Here is an 18,921-nt window from a genome sequence, read left to right as displayed (position 1 = left end):
TCTTTCTAAAGAATGACTTATGTTGAGTGCGTTGATTTGGATACCGATTTTGGGTGCGATCGTGATTGGACTGTTGCCGGGTTCGATCTCCGATCAATCTTTGAGAAGAACAGCGATCGCAACCGTTAGCATTGCCTTAGCTGTGTCGCTTTGGATTGCGACTCAGTTTGATGTGATTAATATCGGACTTCAGTTTCAAGAAGATCTGCCCTGGCTGGAACCACTGGGACTGACTTACCGATTAGGGTTAGACGGTTTGTCGCTGCCGCTGATTGTTCTGAATTGCTTTTTAACCCTGATTGCGCTGTTTTCCACGCCCCCAGCCGTTCAACGTCCTCGGCTTTATTACTTGCTGATTTTAGTGATTAATGCTGCCGTTGCTGGAGCATTTCTCGCTCATAACTTATTGTTGTTCTTCTTGTTCTATGAGTTGGAACTCATTCCACTTTATCTACTGATTGGAATTTGGGGAGGAGCAAAGCGGGGGTACGCTTCGACGAAGTTTCTTATCTACACGGCGGTTTCAGGAATATTAATTCTAATTGCATTTCTAGGTTTAACTTGGTTAAGCGGCGCAACCTCGTTTGAATACAACCCAGCATTAACCGAAGCACTGCCGTTAACATCACAAGTGATATTGCTGGGCGCGATTCTAATCGGATTCGGGATCAAGATCCCGCTGTTTCCGCTACATACTTGGTTGCCCGATGCTCACGTTGAAGCTTCTACGCCAATCTCAGTGCTGCTTGCAGGGGTATTGTTGAAGCTTGGAACTTATGGGTTGTTGCGGTTTGGATTGCAGTTATTTCCGCAAGCTTGGGCGGTATTGGCTCCATACCTGGCGATTTGGGCAGTCGTGAGTGTGTTGTTTGGTGCCTTTACTGCGATCGCTCAAACCGATATGAAAAAGATGGTGGCTTACAGTTCAGTCGGGCACATGGGATTTATTCTTCTCGCTGCCGCAGCGGCAACACCGCTAAGTCTGTTGGGCTGTGTGTTCCAGATGGTGAGCCACGGTTTGATCTCCGCGCTGCTATTTGCCCTAGTCGGTGTAGTCTATACCAAAACAGGAACCCGTGACATTACCGTTTTGAAAGGATTGTTAACTCCAGAGCGAGGCTTACCGATCGTCGGTAGTTTGATGATTTTGGGTGTGATGGCGAGTGCTGGAATTCCAGGAATGGTTGGGTTTATTTCGGAGTTTCTGATATTCCGGGGAAGTTTCATCGCATTCCCAGTGCAAACACTGCTCAGTATGATTGGCACAGGTTTGACGGCGGTTTACTTTTTGCTATTGGTGAATCGCACCTTCTTTGGGCGGCTGCCGGATCAGTTTGCAAATCTGCCACCGGTGTCTTGGTCGGAACGAATTCCTTCTATTGCGGTGGCGGTTTTGATTGTGCTGTTGGGTTTGCAACCCAGTTGGCTGGTGCATTGGACTGAGACGACAACGACTGCAATGTTGAGCGAATATCCAACGATCGCAGTTCATTCCGCCCCAACTCAATCTCATCCCGTTTCGGTCTTACCGTTGGAGTAACTATGGTTGTCGCACGTTCAAAATCCTCGCACTCGTTAGCCGATATCATTGAGCGCATCGAGTCAGGCGGCGCACTTTTGCCGGAATCGCCCACGAACTTGATTGAAGTCGTTGGCGTTCTTAAAAGCTATGGCGTTGTTTTAGGCGCTTATTCTCGCAATCTCGAATTCATTGCTGAGAATCAGTTTTTAGTGTTGTTTCCATTTTTCAAGTATTTCGACGGAGACGTTTCAACGAAGAAGCTTTTAAAGCATTGGTGGCACGATCGAATTAACTACGAATTCTCCGAATACTGCATGAAAGCTATGTTGTGGCACGGCGGTGGTGGCTTAGATCAGTATGTCGATAGCTGCGAATTTATCGATCGCGCACAACAAGCAATTCAAGCCAAGATCAAAAGTAACTTCTTTATCCGAAATCTGTCGCAAATTTTCCCAAATTTTCTGCTGGAACAAGTGCGAATGTCTTGTTATTACAGTGCACTTGGGCAGTTTTGGACGGTGATGAGCGATATGTTTCTCAATCTGTCCGATCGCTATGACAACGGTGAAATTAAAACCATTCAAGATGTCGTCAATCATGTGAAAGCGGGATTGGTGAACAATGCAGCACTACCCATTACTTATGCCGTGAAGATTGGCGATCGTACTTACGAAATCATTCCAGAATCCGCAGGCTTACAGTTTTTGATGGATACAGCAGTGCCTTATGTGGAAGCGGTATTCTTCAAATCTTTTCCGTTCATGGGAACCGTCTCTTACAATGCTCAAGCGCGACAAATCCCCTTAGAGCAAGAACGATTCTCCTATGGTGCACTGTATGCGGATCCATTACCGGTTGGCGGCGGTGGAATTCCACCCACGTTGTTGATGCAAGACATGACGCATTATCTGCCGGAATACCTGCTTGATTTTTACCGCCGAACGCTCAGAGGCGAAAGTGATATGCGTGTCAAAATCTGTATTAGCTTCCAGAAATCGATGTTCTGCGTGACAACAGCCGCGATTTTGGGATTGGCTCCTCATGAAATCAACACCCAAGATCCAAAGGAACAGGAGGAAAATCGCAAATACTTAGAAGGCTGGATGGATAAACTAATAGAGTCACGCCTGATTAGTTTTCAAGCTTGCGACGTTTTATGAATCAACAGATTGGCGGCATCATTCAAGCAGGATACGGGGTTGCATCGGGCAGAACAAACAGCAGCCCCTATCCTAAAGGCACGATCGAGATGCAAACTCCATTTTTCAAGCAGTTGGGACTCGATCTCACACCATTTTTTCCGGGTACTCTCAACGTCAATATCAGCCCGAACGAATTTGAACTAATATCGCCTCTACATACATTTAGAAATGTGCAATGGGCGGAAGGATTTGAGCCGGAGGATTTTTCTTTTACGCCCTGCCAAATTATCCATCAGAACAAAAGCTTCGACAGCCTGATCTACTATCCGCATCCAGAGACAAAAATCGGGCATTTTCAGAATCCGTCGATCGTAGAAGTGATCGCTCCGCTCATTTTCGATCTGAAATATGGCGATCGCGTTACGCTCAGCGTCGATCCTCGGCAAGTGCGGATTCTTGAGAGATAGACTTTTGGCGATGGAATGCGGTCGTAATATTAATCGATCAGCCGATGAATAATCTCTGTTATCACCATAAAGTTTTTCAATAGTTAAATTAAGTATTGATAATAATTGATTCGGACAATTCCAATCATAGATAATAGATTATAAGCCTTACAATGACTGGATTTCAGCGCCTCACCCAAATGGTTCGCTGTGTTCCTTTCAATGCTTAAGTGTGATAAACATTATAGTTACTACAGAGTGTTTAAGAATTTGTAAAATAAGTCCCAGAGCGCTGTTGCAGTGAGTTGGGCACTGCTTGTCTCTGGCAGACATTCTCTCATTCATTTGATTTCGATTCAGCTTGCTATCTAGAGGTGAATTTCGATGGCTCACCCATTGCTTCAAAGCATTTGGTTAATCCCTTGCTACGCTCTTCTTGGCGCTATCCTTTCTGCGCTTTGGTTTCCGGGTATTACTCGACGGACTGGACCGCGCCCATCCGGATACCTCAACGCGCTCATGTCTATGGCAACATTCTTGCACGCTGCGTTCGCGCTGCCTGCGATTTGGGGACAGCCTCCCCAGGAGATTTTGATTCCCTGGCTGGATGTTGCGGGACTGAATCTGACGATCCCGATCGAGATTTCCACCCTTAGCGTGGGTGCGATCGTTCTCGTTGCTGGAATTAATCTTCTGGCGCAGACTTACGCTTTCGGCTACATGGAAATGGATTGGGGTTGGGCACGATTCTTCTCGCTGCTCGGCTTGTTTGAAGCGGGAATGACCGCCCTCGTTCTATGTAATTCCCTCTTCTTTAGCTACTTTATTCTGGAAATCCTAACGCTTGCCACGTATCTGCTTGTCGGCATCTGGTTCAATCAGTCTCTTGTGGTGACAGGTGCGAGAGATGCCTTTCTGACCAAGCGGATCGGGGACTTGTTCTTGCTAATGGGGGTGGTTGCGCTTTTGCCGATCGCAGGAACCTGGAACTTTAATGAACTGGCAGAATGGGCACAAACGGCTCAAGTTGATCCGAAGGTGATCACCCTCGTGGGCTTGGCGTTGATTGCAGGCCCAATGGGTAAATGCGCTCAATTTCCTTTGCATTTATGGCTAGATGAAGCAATGGAAGGTCCGGTTCCAGCTTCAATTTTGCGGAACTCCGTCGTAGTTGCAACTGGTGCTTGGGTGATGTACAAGCTTGAACCTGTTTTAGCACTGTCTCCAACGGTTCTAGCGACCACGGTTTTTATCGGTGCGGTTAGCGCGATCGGTGGCTCATTGATTGCGATCGCTCAAATCGACCTTAAGCGGACACAATCCTATTTAGTCACCGCTTACATGGGCTTGGTGTTTATCGCGATCGGAACTCAGCAACCCGAAGCGGCTCTCCTGCTCGTATTGACTCATTCGCTGGCATCTGCATTGATCATCATGGGCGGTGGCGCAGTCGTCTGGAACAGCATCACCCAAGATGTCACTCAACTCGGAGGCTTATGGTCACGCCGTCCGGTTTCAGGCTTTAGTTTCTTGATTGGTTTGGCTGGATTAGTCGCGCTCCCTCCGTTCGGTGGATTTTGGGCGGCGCTAAAAATTGCACAAGGCGTTTGGGAGACTCAGCCCTGGATTGTTGGAATTATTTTGCTGGTGAATGCGTTTGCAGCATTTGGAATCACACGAGTCTTCTGTTTACTCTTTATGGGTGAAGCAAAGCAAATGGCTCAACGATCCCCAGAAGTTCACTACTGGATGGCGCTGCCGATGATTGTAATGATGGGCTTTACGCTGCATCTGCCGCTCATTCTTGAAGCTTTGGATCTTCTACCAAGTTGGGCAGACATTAATACCGACGTTGCACTTTTGCTGATCTGGTCAACGATTACAGGCATTGCTTTAAGCGCGATCGTCTATACCAACAACAACATTGCAAAACCCGTGGTTCTTCCCTGGAAAGGACTGCAAGACCTGCTGGCCTATGACTTCTACACTCCGAATCTGTATCGCAGCAGCATTGTTTTCGTCGTTGCGCTCGTTTCTCAAATCACATCCTGGTTTGATAAATACCTCGTGGACGGAGGACTGAATCTCTTTGGTGTTCTCACCCTGTTTAGCGGTCGGAACCTGCGATACAGCACCTCCGGTCAATCGCAGTTCTATATGCTGACGATCGTGTTCGGAATTGCCTTGATCAGTGTATTGCTGAGTCTGCCATTCCTCTCGCATGTCACAGTCTCGCTTTTCCCACAGAACACCACCGAAATTGTCATGAGTGTTCAGCGTTAATCGCCATTTCAATTCTCTCTAGATTCTCAAGCTAAAGGAAAGTGTTCTATGCTGAGTCCGTTGATTTGGCTACCGCTGATTGGTGCGTTAGTCATTGGGTTAATTCCTAAACTGTCTGCAAAACAAGCAAAATTGGGTGCGATCGCGGTTTCCGGTGCCGTTCTAGTTTGGACGATCGTGCTGATGCTCAACTTCGATTTGAGCCAGCCCGGGATGCAAATGCAGGAGTACCACACCTGGATTCCAACTTTGGGAATTAGCTATAGTTTGGCGATCGATGGATTGTCTCTGCCGCTCGTGGCGTTGGGCAGTTTGATCACGATCGTGGTAGCTTCCAACAGCGAAGTTGGACTAAAACCCGGAGAAGCTTTACAGCGTCCGCAGCTGTTTTACTCTCTCCTTTTGATTGTGCATTCGGGGGTGGCGGGTGCGTTTCTGGCGCAAAACTTGCTGTTGTTTTTCTTATTCTATGAAGTCGAACTCGTTCCGTTCTATCTGCTGATTCTGATTTGGGGCGGACAGAAGCGCGAATATGCTGCGATGAAGTTCCTGATTTACACAGCGATTTCAGGCATTTTGATTTTAGCAGCATTTCTAGGCATCGCTTGGTTAGGTCATTCTGCAAGCTTTGACTACAGCGAGATCAACACAGCGGTTCTGCCTCAAAAAGCTCAGTTAATTTTGTTGACTCTTTTACTGATTGGATTTGGGATCAAAACTCCGCTGGTTCCACTGCACACTTGGTTGCCTGATGCTTATGTTGAAGCTTCGACCCCGGTTGCTATCTTGCTCGGTGGAATCTTAGCGAAGCTTGGAACCTATGGGCTAGTTCGATTCGCGCTAGGAATGTTCCCAGAAACGTGGAAGCTAATTTCACCTGGACTTTCCATCATTGCGGCCGTTTCAATTCTCTACGGTGCATTGTCGGCGCTGGCACAGCATGACATTAAGCGGATGGTAGCATTTAGCTCAATCGCTCACATGGGCTATGTATTGCTCGGAGCGGCGGCACTGACACCGCTGGCAATGGTCGGTGCAGTATCTCAAATGATTGCACATGGTTTGATTCTGGCGCTGCTGTTCTATCTCGTGGGCTTGGTCGAATCGAAGACGGGAACCCGCGATCGCGACATTCTCAACGGGTTACTCAATCCCATTCGAGGATTACCCCTCACCAGCGCCTTGCTCATTCTTGCTGCAATGGCGAGTGCTGGAATTCCGGGACTTGCTGGATTTGTAGCTGAGTTTCTTGTATTCCAGGGTAGCTTCTCAACCTTCCCGGTGCAGACCTTAGTAGCAATCCTTGGAACGGGGTTAACTGCGGTTTATTTCGTCATCCTGCTGAATCGGACTTGTTTCGGAAAGCTCGACAACTACACCGCCTACTATCCCAAAGTCAAATTTACTGAGTACGTTCCAGCACTCGTTCTGACGGCGTTGATTTTCTGGCTCGGTATCCAGCCGACTTGGTTAGTGCGCTGGAGTGAGCAAACAACGAAAGCACTCGTTACAGCCGCAGTCCCTCAAGTTGAGCAGGTTGCATTTAATTCTGTCGATCGTTCTTAAGTTCGCGCCACTGAATCAGGAGAGAATTCGCTATGAATATGCCCGCTCCCACTAAAACCAAGCTTCCTCCCTCACAGCACCCGTTTGCGGAAGTGATCCATCGCCTCGAAGCAGGCGGCGCAATGCTTCCCGACACGCCTGAAAACCTGATGCAGATTATTGGACTGTACAAAGCGTATGCAGTACCAATGGACTTCTACTGGCGCGATTTGCTCTACATTGGTGAGCAAGTCTTCCTCAATCCGCTGCCCGTCTTCAAGTATTTCATCTCGGATGAGTACATGAAGCGTCACAACCACTATGCAGGCGACGATGCAGATTTGCGAATTTGGCGCGGTACCGCAGAAGCGCATCCAGAACTGATTGAGTTCATGGAAAAAGGCGAGCTGAACAAGAAGTTACCCCGCGCCTTGCATCACCTCTGGCACGATCGTATCAATATGGAGTTCGCGGAAGAGTGTATGCGGGCGATGCTGTGGCACCGAGGCATGTATGTTCCGGTGAATCAGTTCGATCCGTACCTCGATAGCGATGAGTACAAGGCAAATGCCGATCGAGCGATCAAGGCATACTTCCGCAAGAATCCGGTGATGGCAGGCTTGTACAAACTGTTCCCCGATATGTTCTTAGAGCAGTGCCGTCAAGCTTCCTATTATGCGAATCTCGGATTGTTCTGGGAAGTCATGGCTCCGGTGTTCTTCGAGATGTCGGACTTATATGATGAAGGCAAAATCGCGTCGGTTCCACAAGCGATGGACTTCTTGGTGAATGGAATCTTCGCGATCGCAGGTCGCCCAATCTATCACCACGTTTACATTGATGGTGAATGCTACGAAATCATTCCCAAATCGAAAGGATTTACTTGGCTATACGAAGCAGCTTTACCTTACGTGGAAGCTGTGTTCTACAGAACGTCTCCGTTCCGAGGTACGAAGTCTTATAACGCCCAAGCAGGACAAGTTCCATTTGATCAGAAAGACTTCCATTATGGCGTTCTGTACGCAGATAAATTTCCGGTTGGAACCGCTGGAATTCCGCCGACATTCTTGGCTCAAGATATGTTGCATTTCTTGCCACCTTACTTGGTGGAATATTACAAGCAGCATTGTCGAGGTGAAGACGATATGCTGGTGCAGCTCGCTGTCAGTTTCCAGCGATCGATGTATTGCGTCACCTCTGCGGTAATTCAAGCGTTGCGAGCTGCATTGCTGTATCCGCTCGATGACACTAATCCAAATCACCTGATGGCAAATCGACGCTTCTTTGAATCGCAGCTCGATCGTTTCTTACGCCCTGAGTCGCGAATTCGTGAGATTCAGAGCCAAGACTACCGGTAATTCAAGACTTTGCGGTTCGTTCTGATATTTCCAAGCGAACCGCAAATCTAGCAGGCACACAAAAAAAACGATCGCGATTCCACGATCGTTCTCTCATTTACTTGATTCTTATCCCATCAAAATAACGGTATCAATCACGTGAATGACCCCGTTATCTGCTTCGATGTCAGCCGCTAGAACCGTTGCATTCTTTACCTCAAATCCATCCTCGAAGTGAAATGGAATGGGTGATCCTTCAAGTGAAGTCACCGAGCCTAATTTCTCCAAGTCTGCTTTCATGTACTTCCCTGAAGCAACGTGAAACGTCAGGATTCGGGACAGTTGCGGAATATTTTGAACCAGCGTTTGAATCGTTCCGGGTGGAAGCTTTGCAAAGGCATCGTCATTCGGCGCGAATACGGTAAAAGGCCCTGGACTCTTGAGCGCATCCACCAAGTTTGCCGCCTTTACTGCGGTTACAAGGGTGTTAAATGAGCCAGCGCCAACTGCAATATCAACAATATCTGCCATAGTGCGATCTGAGGATAAAGGGTAACGGAAAGAGCGTGACAGAACGTTTAACTGAAGTCACCCCACTGAACTTTACAATGAGAAGGCTCTTTTGGTTGTTAAAGTTCTGTTGCGTTTCGCCAGCGTGAGAAAGCGTTCGATTTATGACCCGCAAACCATAAGAAAAGCGTTACACGCGATAGACCTGAAGGGGTAGAGCTACAAACTGCGACAGAGTACAGCGAACTCACTCCAACAAAATTCTGATTCGTGTAACGCCAAATTGGAAGGGAGCATATGCTCTTGTGTATTATCATAACTACAAAAGCTATAAGGAAAAATCGCTGTTCTCTATAAGTTTCATAGAACTGATTCTATACAGCGATTTTGTTACCTCGAATAAATGCAAGTTTTGACTGTTTGTTGCGATCGTTTCTCAAATCAGGAGAGTTTATTTTGCAGAATGCTACATTGCACCAGTTAAAGGTTTTTGAAGCGGTTGCCCGCCATAGCAGTTTTACCCGCGCTGCTGAAGAACTATTTTTGACTCAGCCCACGGTTTCGATGCAGGTAAAACAGCTATCGAAAACAGTTGGTTTGCCCTTGTTCGAGCAGGTCGGCAAACGCTTGTATTTGACAGCAGCCGGAAAAGAACTTTATTCGACCTGTCGCGATGTATTTGAGCGTTTAGAGCAGTTTCAGATTGCGATCGCCGATCTCAAAGGCCTTAAACAAGGAACGCTTCGCCTTGCTGTAGTTACAACCGCGAAATATGTGATTCCGCGTATTTTAGGTCCGTTCTGCCAGCGCTACCCCGGAATTGATGTTTCGCTGACGGTGACGAATCATCAGTACGTCCTTGATAGCTTGGCGGATAACCGGGATGATTTGTACATTCTCAGTCAGCTTCCGGACGATTCAGAGGCGCACTGTGAACCCTTCATGGAAAATCCGCTGGTTGTGCTTGCGCCGAGAAACCATCCGCTCACTAAAGAGAAGGATATCCCACTGTCTCGGATTTCTGAGGAGCCGTTTATTATGCGGGAACCAGGGTCTGGAACGCGCAAAGCTGTTCAAAAGCTGTTTGATGCTCAAGGTCTGCCGATGAAAGTCAAATTAGACTTAGGCAGCAATGAAGCGATTAAACAAGCGATCGCAGGCGGGATGGGTTTATCGGTGTTGTCGAAGCATACGTTAGCGCTGGAAGGAGTCAACAACCAGCTTGCCATTTTGGATGTTGAAGGCTTCCCGATCGAGCGGTATTGGTATGTGGTGCATCCTTCTGGCAAACAGCTTTCTGCGATCGCGAAGGCGTTTTACGATTACCTGATGAACGAGGGCAAGCGAGTGGCCGAAGAGACTTCTGTTTTAGGCGTGTTGGAAAAGGAAAAAGTAGAGGTGTAGAAAAGGTGGGAGAGTTTGCTACACCTGAATAGCAAACTCTCCTTCAGTCACTCAGGCAGCTTGTATTGGCTCACAATCTTTTTGGCATAACCGGGAACGTGCTGTTCTAGCTTTTCAGGATGATTGCGTTTCACATATAGATAGTTGCGAGTAAAATGCGAATCGATCGAGAATCGAGCATACTCCAATCCTTTAGGGCCAATTTTCTCGATCACAACACCCATCAGCTTTGCTGCCCACATGGGTAACGTCACGCCTTTATCGTATGCAGGAATACTCTGCTGAACCGCTTGACGGCGATCGCCCTTTGACATCACCGGCTGAGTTTGAATTTGATCTTGAACTAAATCAAGCATTTCTTGACCCCGATCGTTTCTGACCACAATCCATTGCCAGCCGAATGGCGCACCCATATATCCCACAACCAAATCCGCGAGTGAATTCACATAGTCAAAGCAGCTTAAACACGAGGGCGCAAACACATCTTTGAGTTGGTTGGTTTTCAAGCCGAAGAACGGTACTAATTCGGTTGAGCCATCCTCGTGCTTGAAGTGGACTTGGAAATCCTGCATGAATTCGTAATACACGACCGTTTCAGGCGATCGGCTGGTGGTATCCAGAAATTTCTGTAAGCCTTCGCGGGTGACATTATCGGTACAGGGCGTTCCTAATACATACAGCTTTTCTAGCCCTATCTCTTTCTCAACTGCCCGCAGAGCCTGAATTTGACATCCGACTCCAATCACTAGAAGCCGTTTCATTCCTGACTGTTCGATTTGCTCCAAGACCGAAAGATTCGGCGAAAGCGTCGGCTTGTTGACTCGTGCTGCCAGAATTTCTTCAGGAGTTGTTGCAATAATCGGGTGCGGCTGAAAGCGATCGTCCTTCGTGTTTTGCACACAGACTACGCCTTCTACAAGTCCGCGGGTCAGCATCTCAATGGCGATCGTGCTCACAATTCCTGTCCACTGTGCCCCCGCGATCGGCTCAGTTTTGCGGGCCGCTATCATCTCTTGATGCACTCCAAAATACAGATCGTCCGCATTCTCTAGATCTCGACTGCGCCCGTGGGTCTGTTCTTCTAGGGAAGGAATTTGTTGATTGATAAACGCACAAGCTTCCTTCACATAATGAATATAGTAGGTATCACAGAGTCCACATTCACTACACAGTTCTTTCGCAGGACGGCGACTCGAAGGTTTGAGTGCTTTTGCTTTTTTATGAGGAACCAGGGTCATTTTTGAAAGATTGAATTTGATCGCTATTGATCACAATAACTCAGGACTGTCGCCCAATTTAGCGATCGCGCAGCAAATCGATAGACTGTGATAATTCAAAATGATCTAATCTGCACAGGTTGATGATTCTCTGTAGAAGTAGCGGAGTTCAGCATAATTCTGTATTAAAACTTAACAAAAACCAGCCCTTAGATAGAGTTCTGAACCGATTTTTTTCCTTGTAAACCTCTGACTGTGGGTAGACCGAGAATTGCAGCAACTCGGTCTAGAATTGTTTCAGCAAAATAAATCTGCAATTGAGCGTAAAGATTATATTTCTATTGGAGTAGCCAAGATGGATAAGATTCGAGTTGTACTGATTGAAGATCATGATCTGACTCGGTTTGGTATTCGTGCGCTCCTGAAAGAGCAAGGAATCGAACTGGTCGGAGAAGCGCGTGATGCTCGATCGGGATTAAACCTGATTCGCTCGGTTCAGCCGGATATTGCCATCGTAGATATTGGCTTACCCGACATGACAGGAATTGAGCTGACCCAACAATTTAGAGCCGAAGCCGAGTCACCGGACACCAAAATCTTGATCATGACGATGCACGATGATGAGGAGATGGTGCTGGCAGCGTTTGCCGCAGGTGCGGACTCATACTGCATGAAGGATATCAGCGGTAGCCGCTTGGCAGAAGCCATTCAAACGACCGCAGGGGGAAATGCTTGGATCGATCCGGCGATCGCTCGAATCGTTCTCTCCCAGGTGAAGGTTGGACAGCCTGCTGTTGCCACAACCGTCACGATCAATCGGCTTTCTTCAGAAGACAGCGGCATGATCTCAGATTATCCGCTGACGACTCGCGAACTCGATGTGCTGGAACTGATTGTAGACGGGCGTAGTAACGCTGAGATTGCGGAGCGGCTTTACATTACGATCGGAACTGTGAAAACGCACGTTCGTAACATTCTGAACAAGCTGTGTGTGAACGATCGGACTCAAATCGCAGTCCGAGCATTGCGGGCAGGATTAATCAAATAGTTCGGGTGTAGAGCGGTTATTTTGTTAGGCTCAATTGCACTGTAAGCTCAACTTGATCTGCATTAACTCAAAACATCAGCTTTCCGTCTGGTTCAGGAGCAAAGCTGATGTTTTTTTTAGAAACTGTTCAACTGTGATCTATTGTGATGTGATCTTTTTCGAGCCTACAGATTCTTGTCAGCAGAGTTCAGCAGTTTTTCAGGCGGATTGGGTCGATCGTCTGCGGCTGCAATAGCGCACAAGGGCAATAAATAAGCCGATTCCAACCAGATACTTTAATGGATCAGGAACAATTGGACTCGGTGAGAAAAAACCTTCAATTACCCCCGCTACGATCAACAGTGGAATTACACCAAACATTAACTGTGCGGCTTTCAAGCCATAGACTTTAATGGCATCAATACGGCGGTATTGTCCTGGAAGCAGAATGCCGCGTGCAATTAGTAATCCTGCGCCCCCAGAGAAGAAGATGGCTGGAAGTTCTAGCGATCCATGCGGAAAAACAAATGCCCAAAATGGAAACGCGAGATTGTTCTGAGCCACCAGTGTTCCTACGCCACCGATTAGCAAGCCATTCATAAACAGGATAAACATCGTAAAAACCCCGATCGTCATCCCTCCAGCAACCGCTTTGAACGTCACGCCCAAATTATTCGTCATAATCTGGCTGGCTGCGGTCGGTTCACTACCTAAAATCGAACCCATCCAGAGTTTGCCTTCGTCGCGGACTGTCCGAATCAGATGATCAGGCACGACCAATGCAAGAAATTGCGGGTCGCGCCACGAAAACCACCACGCAATTAATCCACCCAAGAGAAACAATCCGGTTGCGATCGCCGTATACGCGATCGTTTGCTGTATGACTTCCGGTAAGCCCCATTTGTAAAAATCGATCGCACTTTTCCACTCTTGTTTGCGCGATCCCTGATACACCTGGCTATACCCGCGAGAAGTCAAACGCTGGAGATCTTGCACGATCGTATGACCAACCAGCGTTTGATGAGTCCGCGCTCTAGCAAGATCAGCTGAAACCGATCGATATAGACTTGCAAGCGCTTTGATCTCTTCGGTTGAGAGCGATCGTAGTCCGCGTTTTTCAATGCGCGTTAGCAATTCGTCTAGCCGTTTCCAGTTTGGCTCGCGTCGAGCAATCCAGCGTTTTACATTCATAGTTTTGTGAAAAAGAGGGGAGCGTTTTTACCAACCTCGCCTAAGATAGCCTCAGCCTTTCTGGTGATTCATTCACGTTGAGCTTATGTCTAATCTCAATCCAACTAACCCAATTCAACCGCTCAGTGTTGGGGATGTCGTTAGCGCGGGTGTTCGCATTTATCGCTCTAACCTCAAACGCTATCTGATTTTAGTCTTGAGATCCTACCTCTGGATCTTTGTTCCAATTTATGGATGGGCAAAATCTGCTGAAATTTCTGGACGCATTTCTCGCCTTGCTTATCAGGAGTTGATTAACCAACCCGAAACACTGACAGAAGCAGAGCAAAAAACGAAACCGCAACTTTGGAACTTTTTTGGGGCTGCTTTGCTGCTGGGTCTGATTTATACCGGGCTGTACATGGCATTCGCGATCGCATTTCTCATCCTAATCGGTCTAACCGCAGTATTTGTAGCAGCAAATCCGGTATTAGGTTTAATTGGTGGACTGTTGATGGCAGCATTGGTGATTGCAGCGATCTTCGTATTCATTCGAGTATTCTCACGATTGTTAATCTATGAAGTACCTTTAGCGGTTGAAGAGAATGTCGATGCAACAACTTCTCTAAGTCGAAGTTGGAATCTAACCAAGGGTTCAGTCGGTCGAATTCAGTGGATTGTCATCGTCGCGTTTCTGCTGACGTTAATCGTCAATATACCAAGCCAAATTGCGGGGGCGGCAATGCCTACAGGCGACACTGTTGATCCGGGTGTGGCAGCGATCGCGCTCTTGCTGTTTGTCGTAGTGAGTTTGGCATCAAGTGCGCTGATCACACCGTTTTGGCAGGTGATTAAAGCTGTGATTTATTATGACTTACGATCGCGTAGAGAAGGCTTGGGGTTAGAGTTGCGCGATCACGGCTAAATTGGGACATTCCTCGATCTAATTGCATCGCTATGAGCTTGTTTAATCGCATCAAAATCCGAACTCCCGAAAGCGTCGAATTAGAGTTTACGCTGGCGGGAATTGGCAATCGCACGATCGCGCTTGTGGTTGATTATCTAATCTGGGGGGCGGTGCTGATTGGGGTACTGATTTTTTGGAGTGTCTTGTCGTTTCAGCTTCAGCGGTATTTTCCTACAGTTGATAATCTTGAACTCTGGCTGACTGCGATCGCGATTCTGATTTCATTTGCGGTGTACACGGGATATTTTGTTTTTTTTGAGACGTTGTGGCGGGGACAAACCCCAGGAAAACGATACAGTAAAATTCGCGTCATTCGAGATGATGGGCAACCTGTAGGAGCCGCGCAAGCAATTCTTCGGGCGCTGATTCGTCCGATCGATGACACTTTTTTTATCGGAATGCTGTTGATTATTCTGACTAAACACGAGAAACGATTGGGCGATTTGATCGCGGGAACATTAGTGATTCAAGAAGAACGCTCGATCGCGGCTTCCACGTTTGCGGTTTCTACTGAAGCAGAATCTTTGGCAGATCAATTGCTGGCAACTCAGAATTTGAATGCACTCCTTCCTGACGATTTTGCAGTGATTCGCGAGTATTTGCAGCGACGATCGATGTTAGCTCCTACAGCAAGGACTGATTTAAGTTTGAAGCTAGCGCGACAAGCGAGAGACTTGATCGGAATGCAGGAGCTACCGTTTCAAATGACACCGGATCTTTTTCTAGAAGCAGTTTATCTGGCGTATCAAAAGCGAGACTGACTTTTGTGGTAAAGTTTGCACTCAAGTTTTGAGGGAGTTCCTGTGCGATCGATTTGTGTATTTTGTGGGTCGAGTATGGGGCAAAATCCCGACTACGAGAAAGCAGCAGTAGAGTTAGGGACTGCGATCGGCGATCGCGGTATCAATCTCGTTTACGGAGGTAGCCATCTAGGATTAATGGGCGCTGTTGCAGATGCCGCACTTGCCGCAGGAGGAGAAGTCTTCGGCATCATTCCAGGTTTTTTGGCATCTAAGGAACTCGCGCATCAGCGGTTAACCCGATTGGAAACGGTAGAGTCGATGCACGATCGCAAGGCCAGAATGGTAGAGCTTTCAGATGCATTTATCGCACTGCCGGGAGGTTACGGCACGTTAGAGGAGTTTTGCGAAGTGCTGACTTGGGCACAATTGGGTTTGCATCAGAAGCCGCAAGGATTGCTGAATGTTGCAGGGTACTACAATTCGCTGTTGCAGTTCTTTGATCAAGCGGTGGCAGAGAAGCTGGTGCGTTCGATTCATCGCGCTTTAGTGATTGAGGCAACAGAGCCAGGGGTGTTGCTCGATCGTTTGTCTGCCTACCAACCGCAGACTGTGGATAAGTGGATTAAGCAAGAGGAAGTTTAGGGCGACCTGCGCCAATCGCGAAAAGCGCTGCACTCTATCATAAGCAATGCAGTTAAACTTATTTCCTGCTCAGAATAATTTTATGCATTACGTAATTCTACGAACTTCAACTGCCTCAAGAGAAGATTCATACAGAACTCAGTATGAACCGAGAGGGCGCTGTAAGTTGTATCACCTACCATGGGCACGTGTATTTCTCAATCTGAAAAAATGCAAACCCCGGAAAGCATCAATAATCTTGGCGTTCTCGATACCTTCAAAGAATTTCAAAGACCCGTTCCGTTATCTACTGAGACCTACAACTTCGAGGTTAGAGGACGAAGTAGTTTCAACGCAATCTTATCGAGTCTCGACGGCGATTCAAATCTCAAACTCACGAAGACTGGTAGCGATCTGGAAATCACCTCAAACAATCCAGGCAAGATTACCGATGGCATTACCCGCATTCTTGATCCAGGCACTTACACGCTAACCGTCTCGACCTCAGATGCAGGTAGCTACGATTTGTCGTTATTTGCTGAACCTGGCATCTCAAGCTCGATCGTTTGGCGCAACTCGCTCGCCGATCAAACTGCTTTTTGGAATTTAGATCGAACCAGCTCAGTAGACGGTGCGTTTGTCAACAATCCCCCGCAACTCGGCAGCAATTCCGACTGGAAACTAATTGGCGCGGTCAACACACCAAACGACAGGGGCGATCGCATCTTGGTGTGGCGCAATGGTGTAACAGATGAAACAGCTACTTGGACAGTCGATGTAAACGACAATTTTATAGACGGCGGGTTCATCAAAGATGCGCCGAAACTCGGTAGCAACTCGAACTGGCAACTCATCGATGCCAACATCGTTAACGACGATTTGAGATTGCTGTGGCGTGATGCGGTAGGAGATCAGACCGCATATTGGACAATCAATGACAGTTTGGCTATAGCGAGCGGTGGCTTCTTTACTAACACGGCGGCCCTCGGCAGCAATTCGAATTGGAAGCTGCTTGATGAACTGATTCTGGGAGACAACACACAGTTAGTTTGGCGCAATGCAGCCAGCAGCGAAACGGCATACTGGACGGTCATGCGAGTGGGTCTGTCGTGGATGGTGGATTCTTTGATGCACCCAAAGTGGGCGGAGAATGGGAACTGACAGAAGTTGCTCAAGTGGGCAATGATCCGCATTTCATCTGGCGCAACAGTGCGACCAACGAAATGGCAGCATGGTTCTTTAATGGCACAAAGTTTCTGTCTGGCACATTCATTGATGCACCTAAGGTAGGCAGTGAGTGGCAAATTGTTAGCGTGACTTCTCAGTATGCTGAACCAATGTTGATGCCGTTGGGTGGTGTGTCGATCGACACTGCGTTCAATATTGGTGTGCCGAGTAAAGATGCGAGCTTCACTGATTCGATTCTGCCTGGTAGCTCAAACTTCTATACTTTCACCGTCAATGAGCCGCAAGCCCTCCTCTATAACTTAGAGGTTCCGGGTCTGGAGACGAAGGTGCTGAATGCGGAAGGCAAGGAGTTCATGCTTGAACCGTCTCAGCCACTGGCTCCCGGCAAATACTATTTCCAAGTGACCAACACAAACCTGACAACCATAACGGCGAAGATCGATCTGTTTGCGAACATTGCGCCACAGTTCACCTTATCGAGTACAACCATTGGCACCTATGAGCAGTCGCAAGGCAGCGCTCCAGTGATCACTGGTACACCCTCGATCGCAGACCCCGATTCTACACAGTTAGCGCTTGTAAGGGTGAGCATTACCAACCTCAAGGATGGAGCCGATGAAAGGCTAACCTACGATCACGCAGGTTCCTTGATTGCCAGCACCTACAACGCCAGCACCGGAGTTCTCACCCTCTTTGGCGCTGGTTCATTTGCAGATTGCGAAGCCGCACTGAAACGCATTTCATACAGCAATACCGCACTCAACCCGGACAAGAGCGATCGCGTCTTCTCGGTTGTGGTAGCTGACAGTTTCACAGACAGTGCAGCCGTGACCACGACGCTGAAGTTGTCATTTAACACGGCTCCTTCACTTGGTGCAGATGTATCTCTCGGTTCGATTCTGGAGAATGCGGTGACTGCTGGAGAAGCAATCTCCACCCTCTTGAGCAATCAGTTCAGCGATCCAGATACCAATTCCAGCTTGAAAGGCATTGCGATCGTGGGTAACACTGCTCCAACCACTCAAGGCTGGTGGGATTATTCGACGAATGGCATAGATTGGCGCGAGGTGGGTACAGTGTCGGATAGCAATGCGCTGATCCTGAGCGCGACGACGAAACTGCGCTTTCAGCCGACTCAGTTCTATAACGGCACTCCCGATAGTTTGACGATTCGGGCGATCGACAACACCTACACCGGAAGCTTCTCTACAGTAACCACAATCCTCAGGGGTGGCTACATGATGGGTAGCATTGTAATGCCACCCATGCCAACTACGATTGTCACACCTGTTCGACAAGATGTGAGCCGCAATGGAGGAACAAGCGCGTTCTCAGGCACAACCACATCGATCGGCACCACCGTCCTGTCCGTGAACCAAGCACCAACCTTCACGCTCGGGGAAAACCAATCGGTTGACGTGAGCGCAGGCACTCAAGCGGTGAATGGTTTCCTCACTAACGTCACCAAAGGGGCACCGAATGAGTCGAACGAAACCTTGACTTATGAGGTTACAGTCGATAATGCTGGATTGTTTACGACGAATGGACAGCCGACGATCGACCCGGAAACTGGAGCGCTCAGCTACACTCCGGCAGGAAAGGCAGGAACCGCAACGGTGACGGTCACGCTGAAGGACAATGGCGGCACGGCAAACGGCGGTAGTGACACCACCTCGAAGACGTTTACGATCGCGCTCAATGAGCCAACACCAGAGCCAGAGACACTAATAGAGGTAGCGGTCGACTCCTAAATTAGGTTCAAACGAGTAGGACAACCCCAGTCCTGCTCGTTTTTCTAT

At 48.0% G+C, this 18,921-nt stretch carries 16 protein-coding genes; 13 read left to right on the top strand and 3 right to left on the bottom strand.

Annotation, left to right across the window (positions count from 1 at the left end; all coding sequences use genetic code 11):
* Window positions 1-19 precede the first annotated feature (19 nt).
* The 6 genes from H6F51_20655 to H6F51_20630 all read left to right on the top strand — a co-directional run bounded on the left by H6F51_20655 (window position 20) and on the right by H6F51_20630 (window position 8,296).
* The gene (locus H6F51_20655; GenBank protein ID MBD1824884.1) at window positions 20-1,540 is read left to right on the top strand and encodes an NADH-quinone oxidoreductase subunit M; all 1,521 of its coding nucleotides are present in this window, start codon (window positions 20-22) and stop codon (window positions 1,538-1,540) included.
* A gap of 2 nt (window positions 1,541-1,542) precedes the next feature.
* On the top strand, window positions 1,543-2,682 hold the full coding sequence (locus tag H6F51_20650) for a CO2 hydration protein (GenBank protein MBD1824883.1): 1,140 nt from the start codon (window positions 1,543-1,545) through the stop codon (window positions 2,680-2,682).
* Window positions 2,679-3,131, top strand: a complete 453-nt coding sequence (locus H6F51_20645; protein MBD1824882.1) for a hypothetical protein — start codon at window positions 2,679-2,681, stop codon at window positions 3,129-3,131. Before H6F51_20650 ends, H6F51_20645 begins: the two co-directional genes overlap by 4 nt.
* Window positions 3,132-3,494: 363 nt before the next feature.
* A complete protein-coding gene (locus H6F51_20640) occupies window positions 3,495-5,393 on the top strand; it encodes an NAD(P)H-quinone oxidoreductase subunit F (protein MBD1824881.1) in 1,899 nt (632 codons plus the stop codon).
* Between the two features lie 48 nt (window positions 5,394-5,441).
* The gene (locus H6F51_20635; protein ID MBD1824880.1) at window positions 5,442-6,959 is read left to right on the top strand and encodes an NADH-quinone oxidoreductase subunit M; all 1,518 of its coding nucleotides are present in this window, start codon (window positions 5,442-5,444) and stop codon (window positions 6,957-6,959) included.
* A gap of 32 nt (window positions 6,960-6,991) precedes the next feature.
* Complete coding sequence (locus tag H6F51_20630; GenBank protein ID MBD1824879.1) at window positions 6,992-8,296, top strand: CO2 hydration protein; 1,305 nt, start codon at window positions 6,992-6,994, stop codon at window positions 8,294-8,296.
* Between the two features lie 108 nt (window positions 8,297-8,404).
* On the opposite strand, the gene H6F51_20625 is transcribed toward H6F51_20630, so the two are convergent.
* Window positions 8,405-8,806 carry a fasciclin domain-containing protein gene (locus H6F51_20625; protein MBD1824878.1) on the bottom strand — a complete coding sequence of 134 codons (402 nt, stop codon included), beginning with the start codon at window positions 8,804-8,806 and terminating at the stop codon, window positions 8,405-8,407.
* Between the two features lie 435 nt (window positions 8,807-9,241).
* Between H6F51_20625 and H6F51_20620 the strand changes: the two genes are divergently transcribed.
* A complete protein-coding gene (locus tag H6F51_20620; GenBank protein MBD1824877.1) occupies window positions 9,242-10,189 on the top strand; it encodes a LysR family transcriptional regulator in 948 nt (315 codons plus the stop codon).
* Window positions 10,190-10,236: 47 nt separating this feature from the next.
* On the opposite strand, the gene H6F51_20615 is transcribed toward H6F51_20620, so the two are convergent.
* Window positions 10,237-11,427, bottom strand: a complete 1,191-nt coding sequence (locus tag H6F51_20615) for a Coenzyme F420 hydrogenase/dehydrogenase, beta subunit C-terminal domain (GenBank protein MBD1824876.1) — start codon at window positions 11,425-11,427, stop codon at window positions 10,237-10,239.
* Window positions 11,428-11,761: 334 nt separating this feature from the next.
* On the opposite strand from H6F51_20615, the gene H6F51_20610 reads away from it, so the two are divergent.
* Window positions 11,762-12,454 (top strand): response regulator transcription factor, encoded by a 693-nt coding sequence (locus H6F51_20610; protein ID MBD1824875.1) that lies wholly within the window; start codon window positions 11,762-11,764, stop codon window positions 12,452-12,454.
* 198 nt (window positions 12,455-12,652) lie between these two features.
* On the opposite strand, the gene H6F51_20605 is transcribed toward H6F51_20610, so the two are convergent.
* On the bottom strand, window positions 12,653-13,624 hold the full coding sequence (locus tag H6F51_20605) for a stage II sporulation protein M (protein MBD1824874.1): 972 nt from the start codon (window positions 13,622-13,624) through the stop codon (window positions 12,653-12,655).
* Window positions 13,625-13,709: 85 nt separating this feature from the next.
* On the opposite strand from H6F51_20605, the gene H6F51_20600 reads away from it, so the two are divergent.
* The 5 genes from H6F51_20600 (at window position 13,710) to H6F51_20580 (ending at window position 18,873) form a co-directional block, all read left to right on the top strand.
* The gene (locus H6F51_20600; protein ID MBD1824873.1) at window positions 13,710-14,528 is read left to right on the top strand and encodes a DUF975 domain-containing protein; all 819 of its coding nucleotides are present in this window, start codon (window positions 13,710-13,712) and stop codon (window positions 14,526-14,528) included.
* 32 nt (window positions 14,529-14,560) lie between these two features.
* Entirely contained in the window at window positions 14,561-15,331 is a 771-nt protein-coding gene (locus H6F51_20595; protein MBD1824872.1) for an RDD family protein, read from the top strand.
* A gap of 42 nt (window positions 15,332-15,373) precedes the next feature.
* Complete coding sequence (locus tag H6F51_20590) at window positions 15,374-15,955, top strand: TIGR00730 family Rossman fold protein (protein MBD1824871.1); 582 nt, start codon at window positions 15,374-15,376, stop codon at window positions 15,953-15,955.
* Window positions 15,956-16,165: 210 nt separating this feature from the next.
* Window positions 16,166-17,095 (top strand): hypothetical protein, encoded by a 930-nt coding sequence (locus H6F51_20585; GenBank protein ID MBD1824870.1) that lies wholly within the window; start codon window positions 16,166-16,168, stop codon window positions 17,093-17,095.
* Window positions 17,044-18,873 (top strand): hypothetical protein, encoded by a 1,830-nt coding sequence (locus H6F51_20580; protein ID MBD1824869.1) that lies wholly within the window; start codon window positions 17,044-17,046, stop codon window positions 18,871-18,873. Before H6F51_20585 ends, H6F51_20580 begins: the two co-directional genes overlap by 52 nt.
* Window positions 18,874-18,921: the final 48 nt, after the last annotated feature.

This window comes from Cyanobacteria bacterium FACHB-DQ100, assembly GCA_014695195.1.
Taxonomy (GTDB): domain Bacteria; phylum Cyanobacteriota; class Cyanobacteriia; order Leptolyngbyales; family Leptolyngbyaceae; genus Leptolyngbya.
Note: the sequence above shows the minus strand (reverse complement) of the source record. Positions and strands in the feature narration are given on the sequence as shown.

Coding starts and splice junctions, on each gene's coding strand:
- H6F51_20625 (MBD1824878.1), bottom strand. CDS start 8,806: ATGGCAGATATTGTTGATATTGCAGTTGGCGCTGGCTCATTTAACACC.
- H6F51_20645 (MBD1824882.1), top strand. CDS start 2,679: ATGAATCAACAGATTGGCGGCATCATTCAAGCAGGATACGGGGTTGCA.
- H6F51_20640 (MBD1824881.1), top strand. CDS start 3,495: ATGGCTCACCCATTGCTTCAAAGCATTTGGTTAATCCCTTGCTACGCT.
- H6F51_20655 (MBD1824884.1), top strand. CDS start 20: ATGTTGAGTGCGTTGATTTGGATACCGATTTTGGGTGCGATCGTGATT.
- H6F51_20595 (MBD1824872.1), top strand. CDS start 14,561: ATGAGCTTGTTTAATCGCATCAAAATCCGAACTCCCGAAAGCGTCGAA.
- H6F51_20635 (MBD1824880.1), top strand. CDS start 5,442: ATGCTGAGTCCGTTGATTTGGCTACCGCTGATTGGTGCGTTAGTCATT.
- H6F51_20610 (MBD1824875.1), top strand. CDS start 11,762: ATGGATAAGATTCGAGTTGTACTGATTGAAGATCATGATCTGACTCGG.
- H6F51_20585 (MBD1824870.1), top strand. CDS start 16,166: ATGCAAACCCCGGAAAGCATCAATAATCTTGGCGTTCTCGATACCTTC.
- H6F51_20605 (MBD1824874.1), bottom strand. CDS start 13,624: ATGAATGTAAAACGCTGGATTGCTCGACGCGAGCCAAACTGGAAACGG.
- H6F51_20600 (MBD1824873.1), top strand. CDS start 13,710: ATGTCTAATCTCAATCCAACTAACCCAATTCAACCGCTCAGTGTTGGG.
- H6F51_20615 (MBD1824876.1), bottom strand. CDS start 11,427: ATGACCCTGGTTCCTCATAAAAAAGCAAAAGCACTCAAACCTTCGAGT.
- H6F51_20650 (MBD1824883.1), top strand. CDS start 1,543: ATGGTTGTCGCACGTTCAAAATCCTCGCACTCGTTAGCCGATATCATT.
- H6F51_20630 (MBD1824879.1), top strand. CDS start 6,992: ATGAATATGCCCGCTCCCACTAAAACCAAGCTTCCTCCCTCACAGCAC.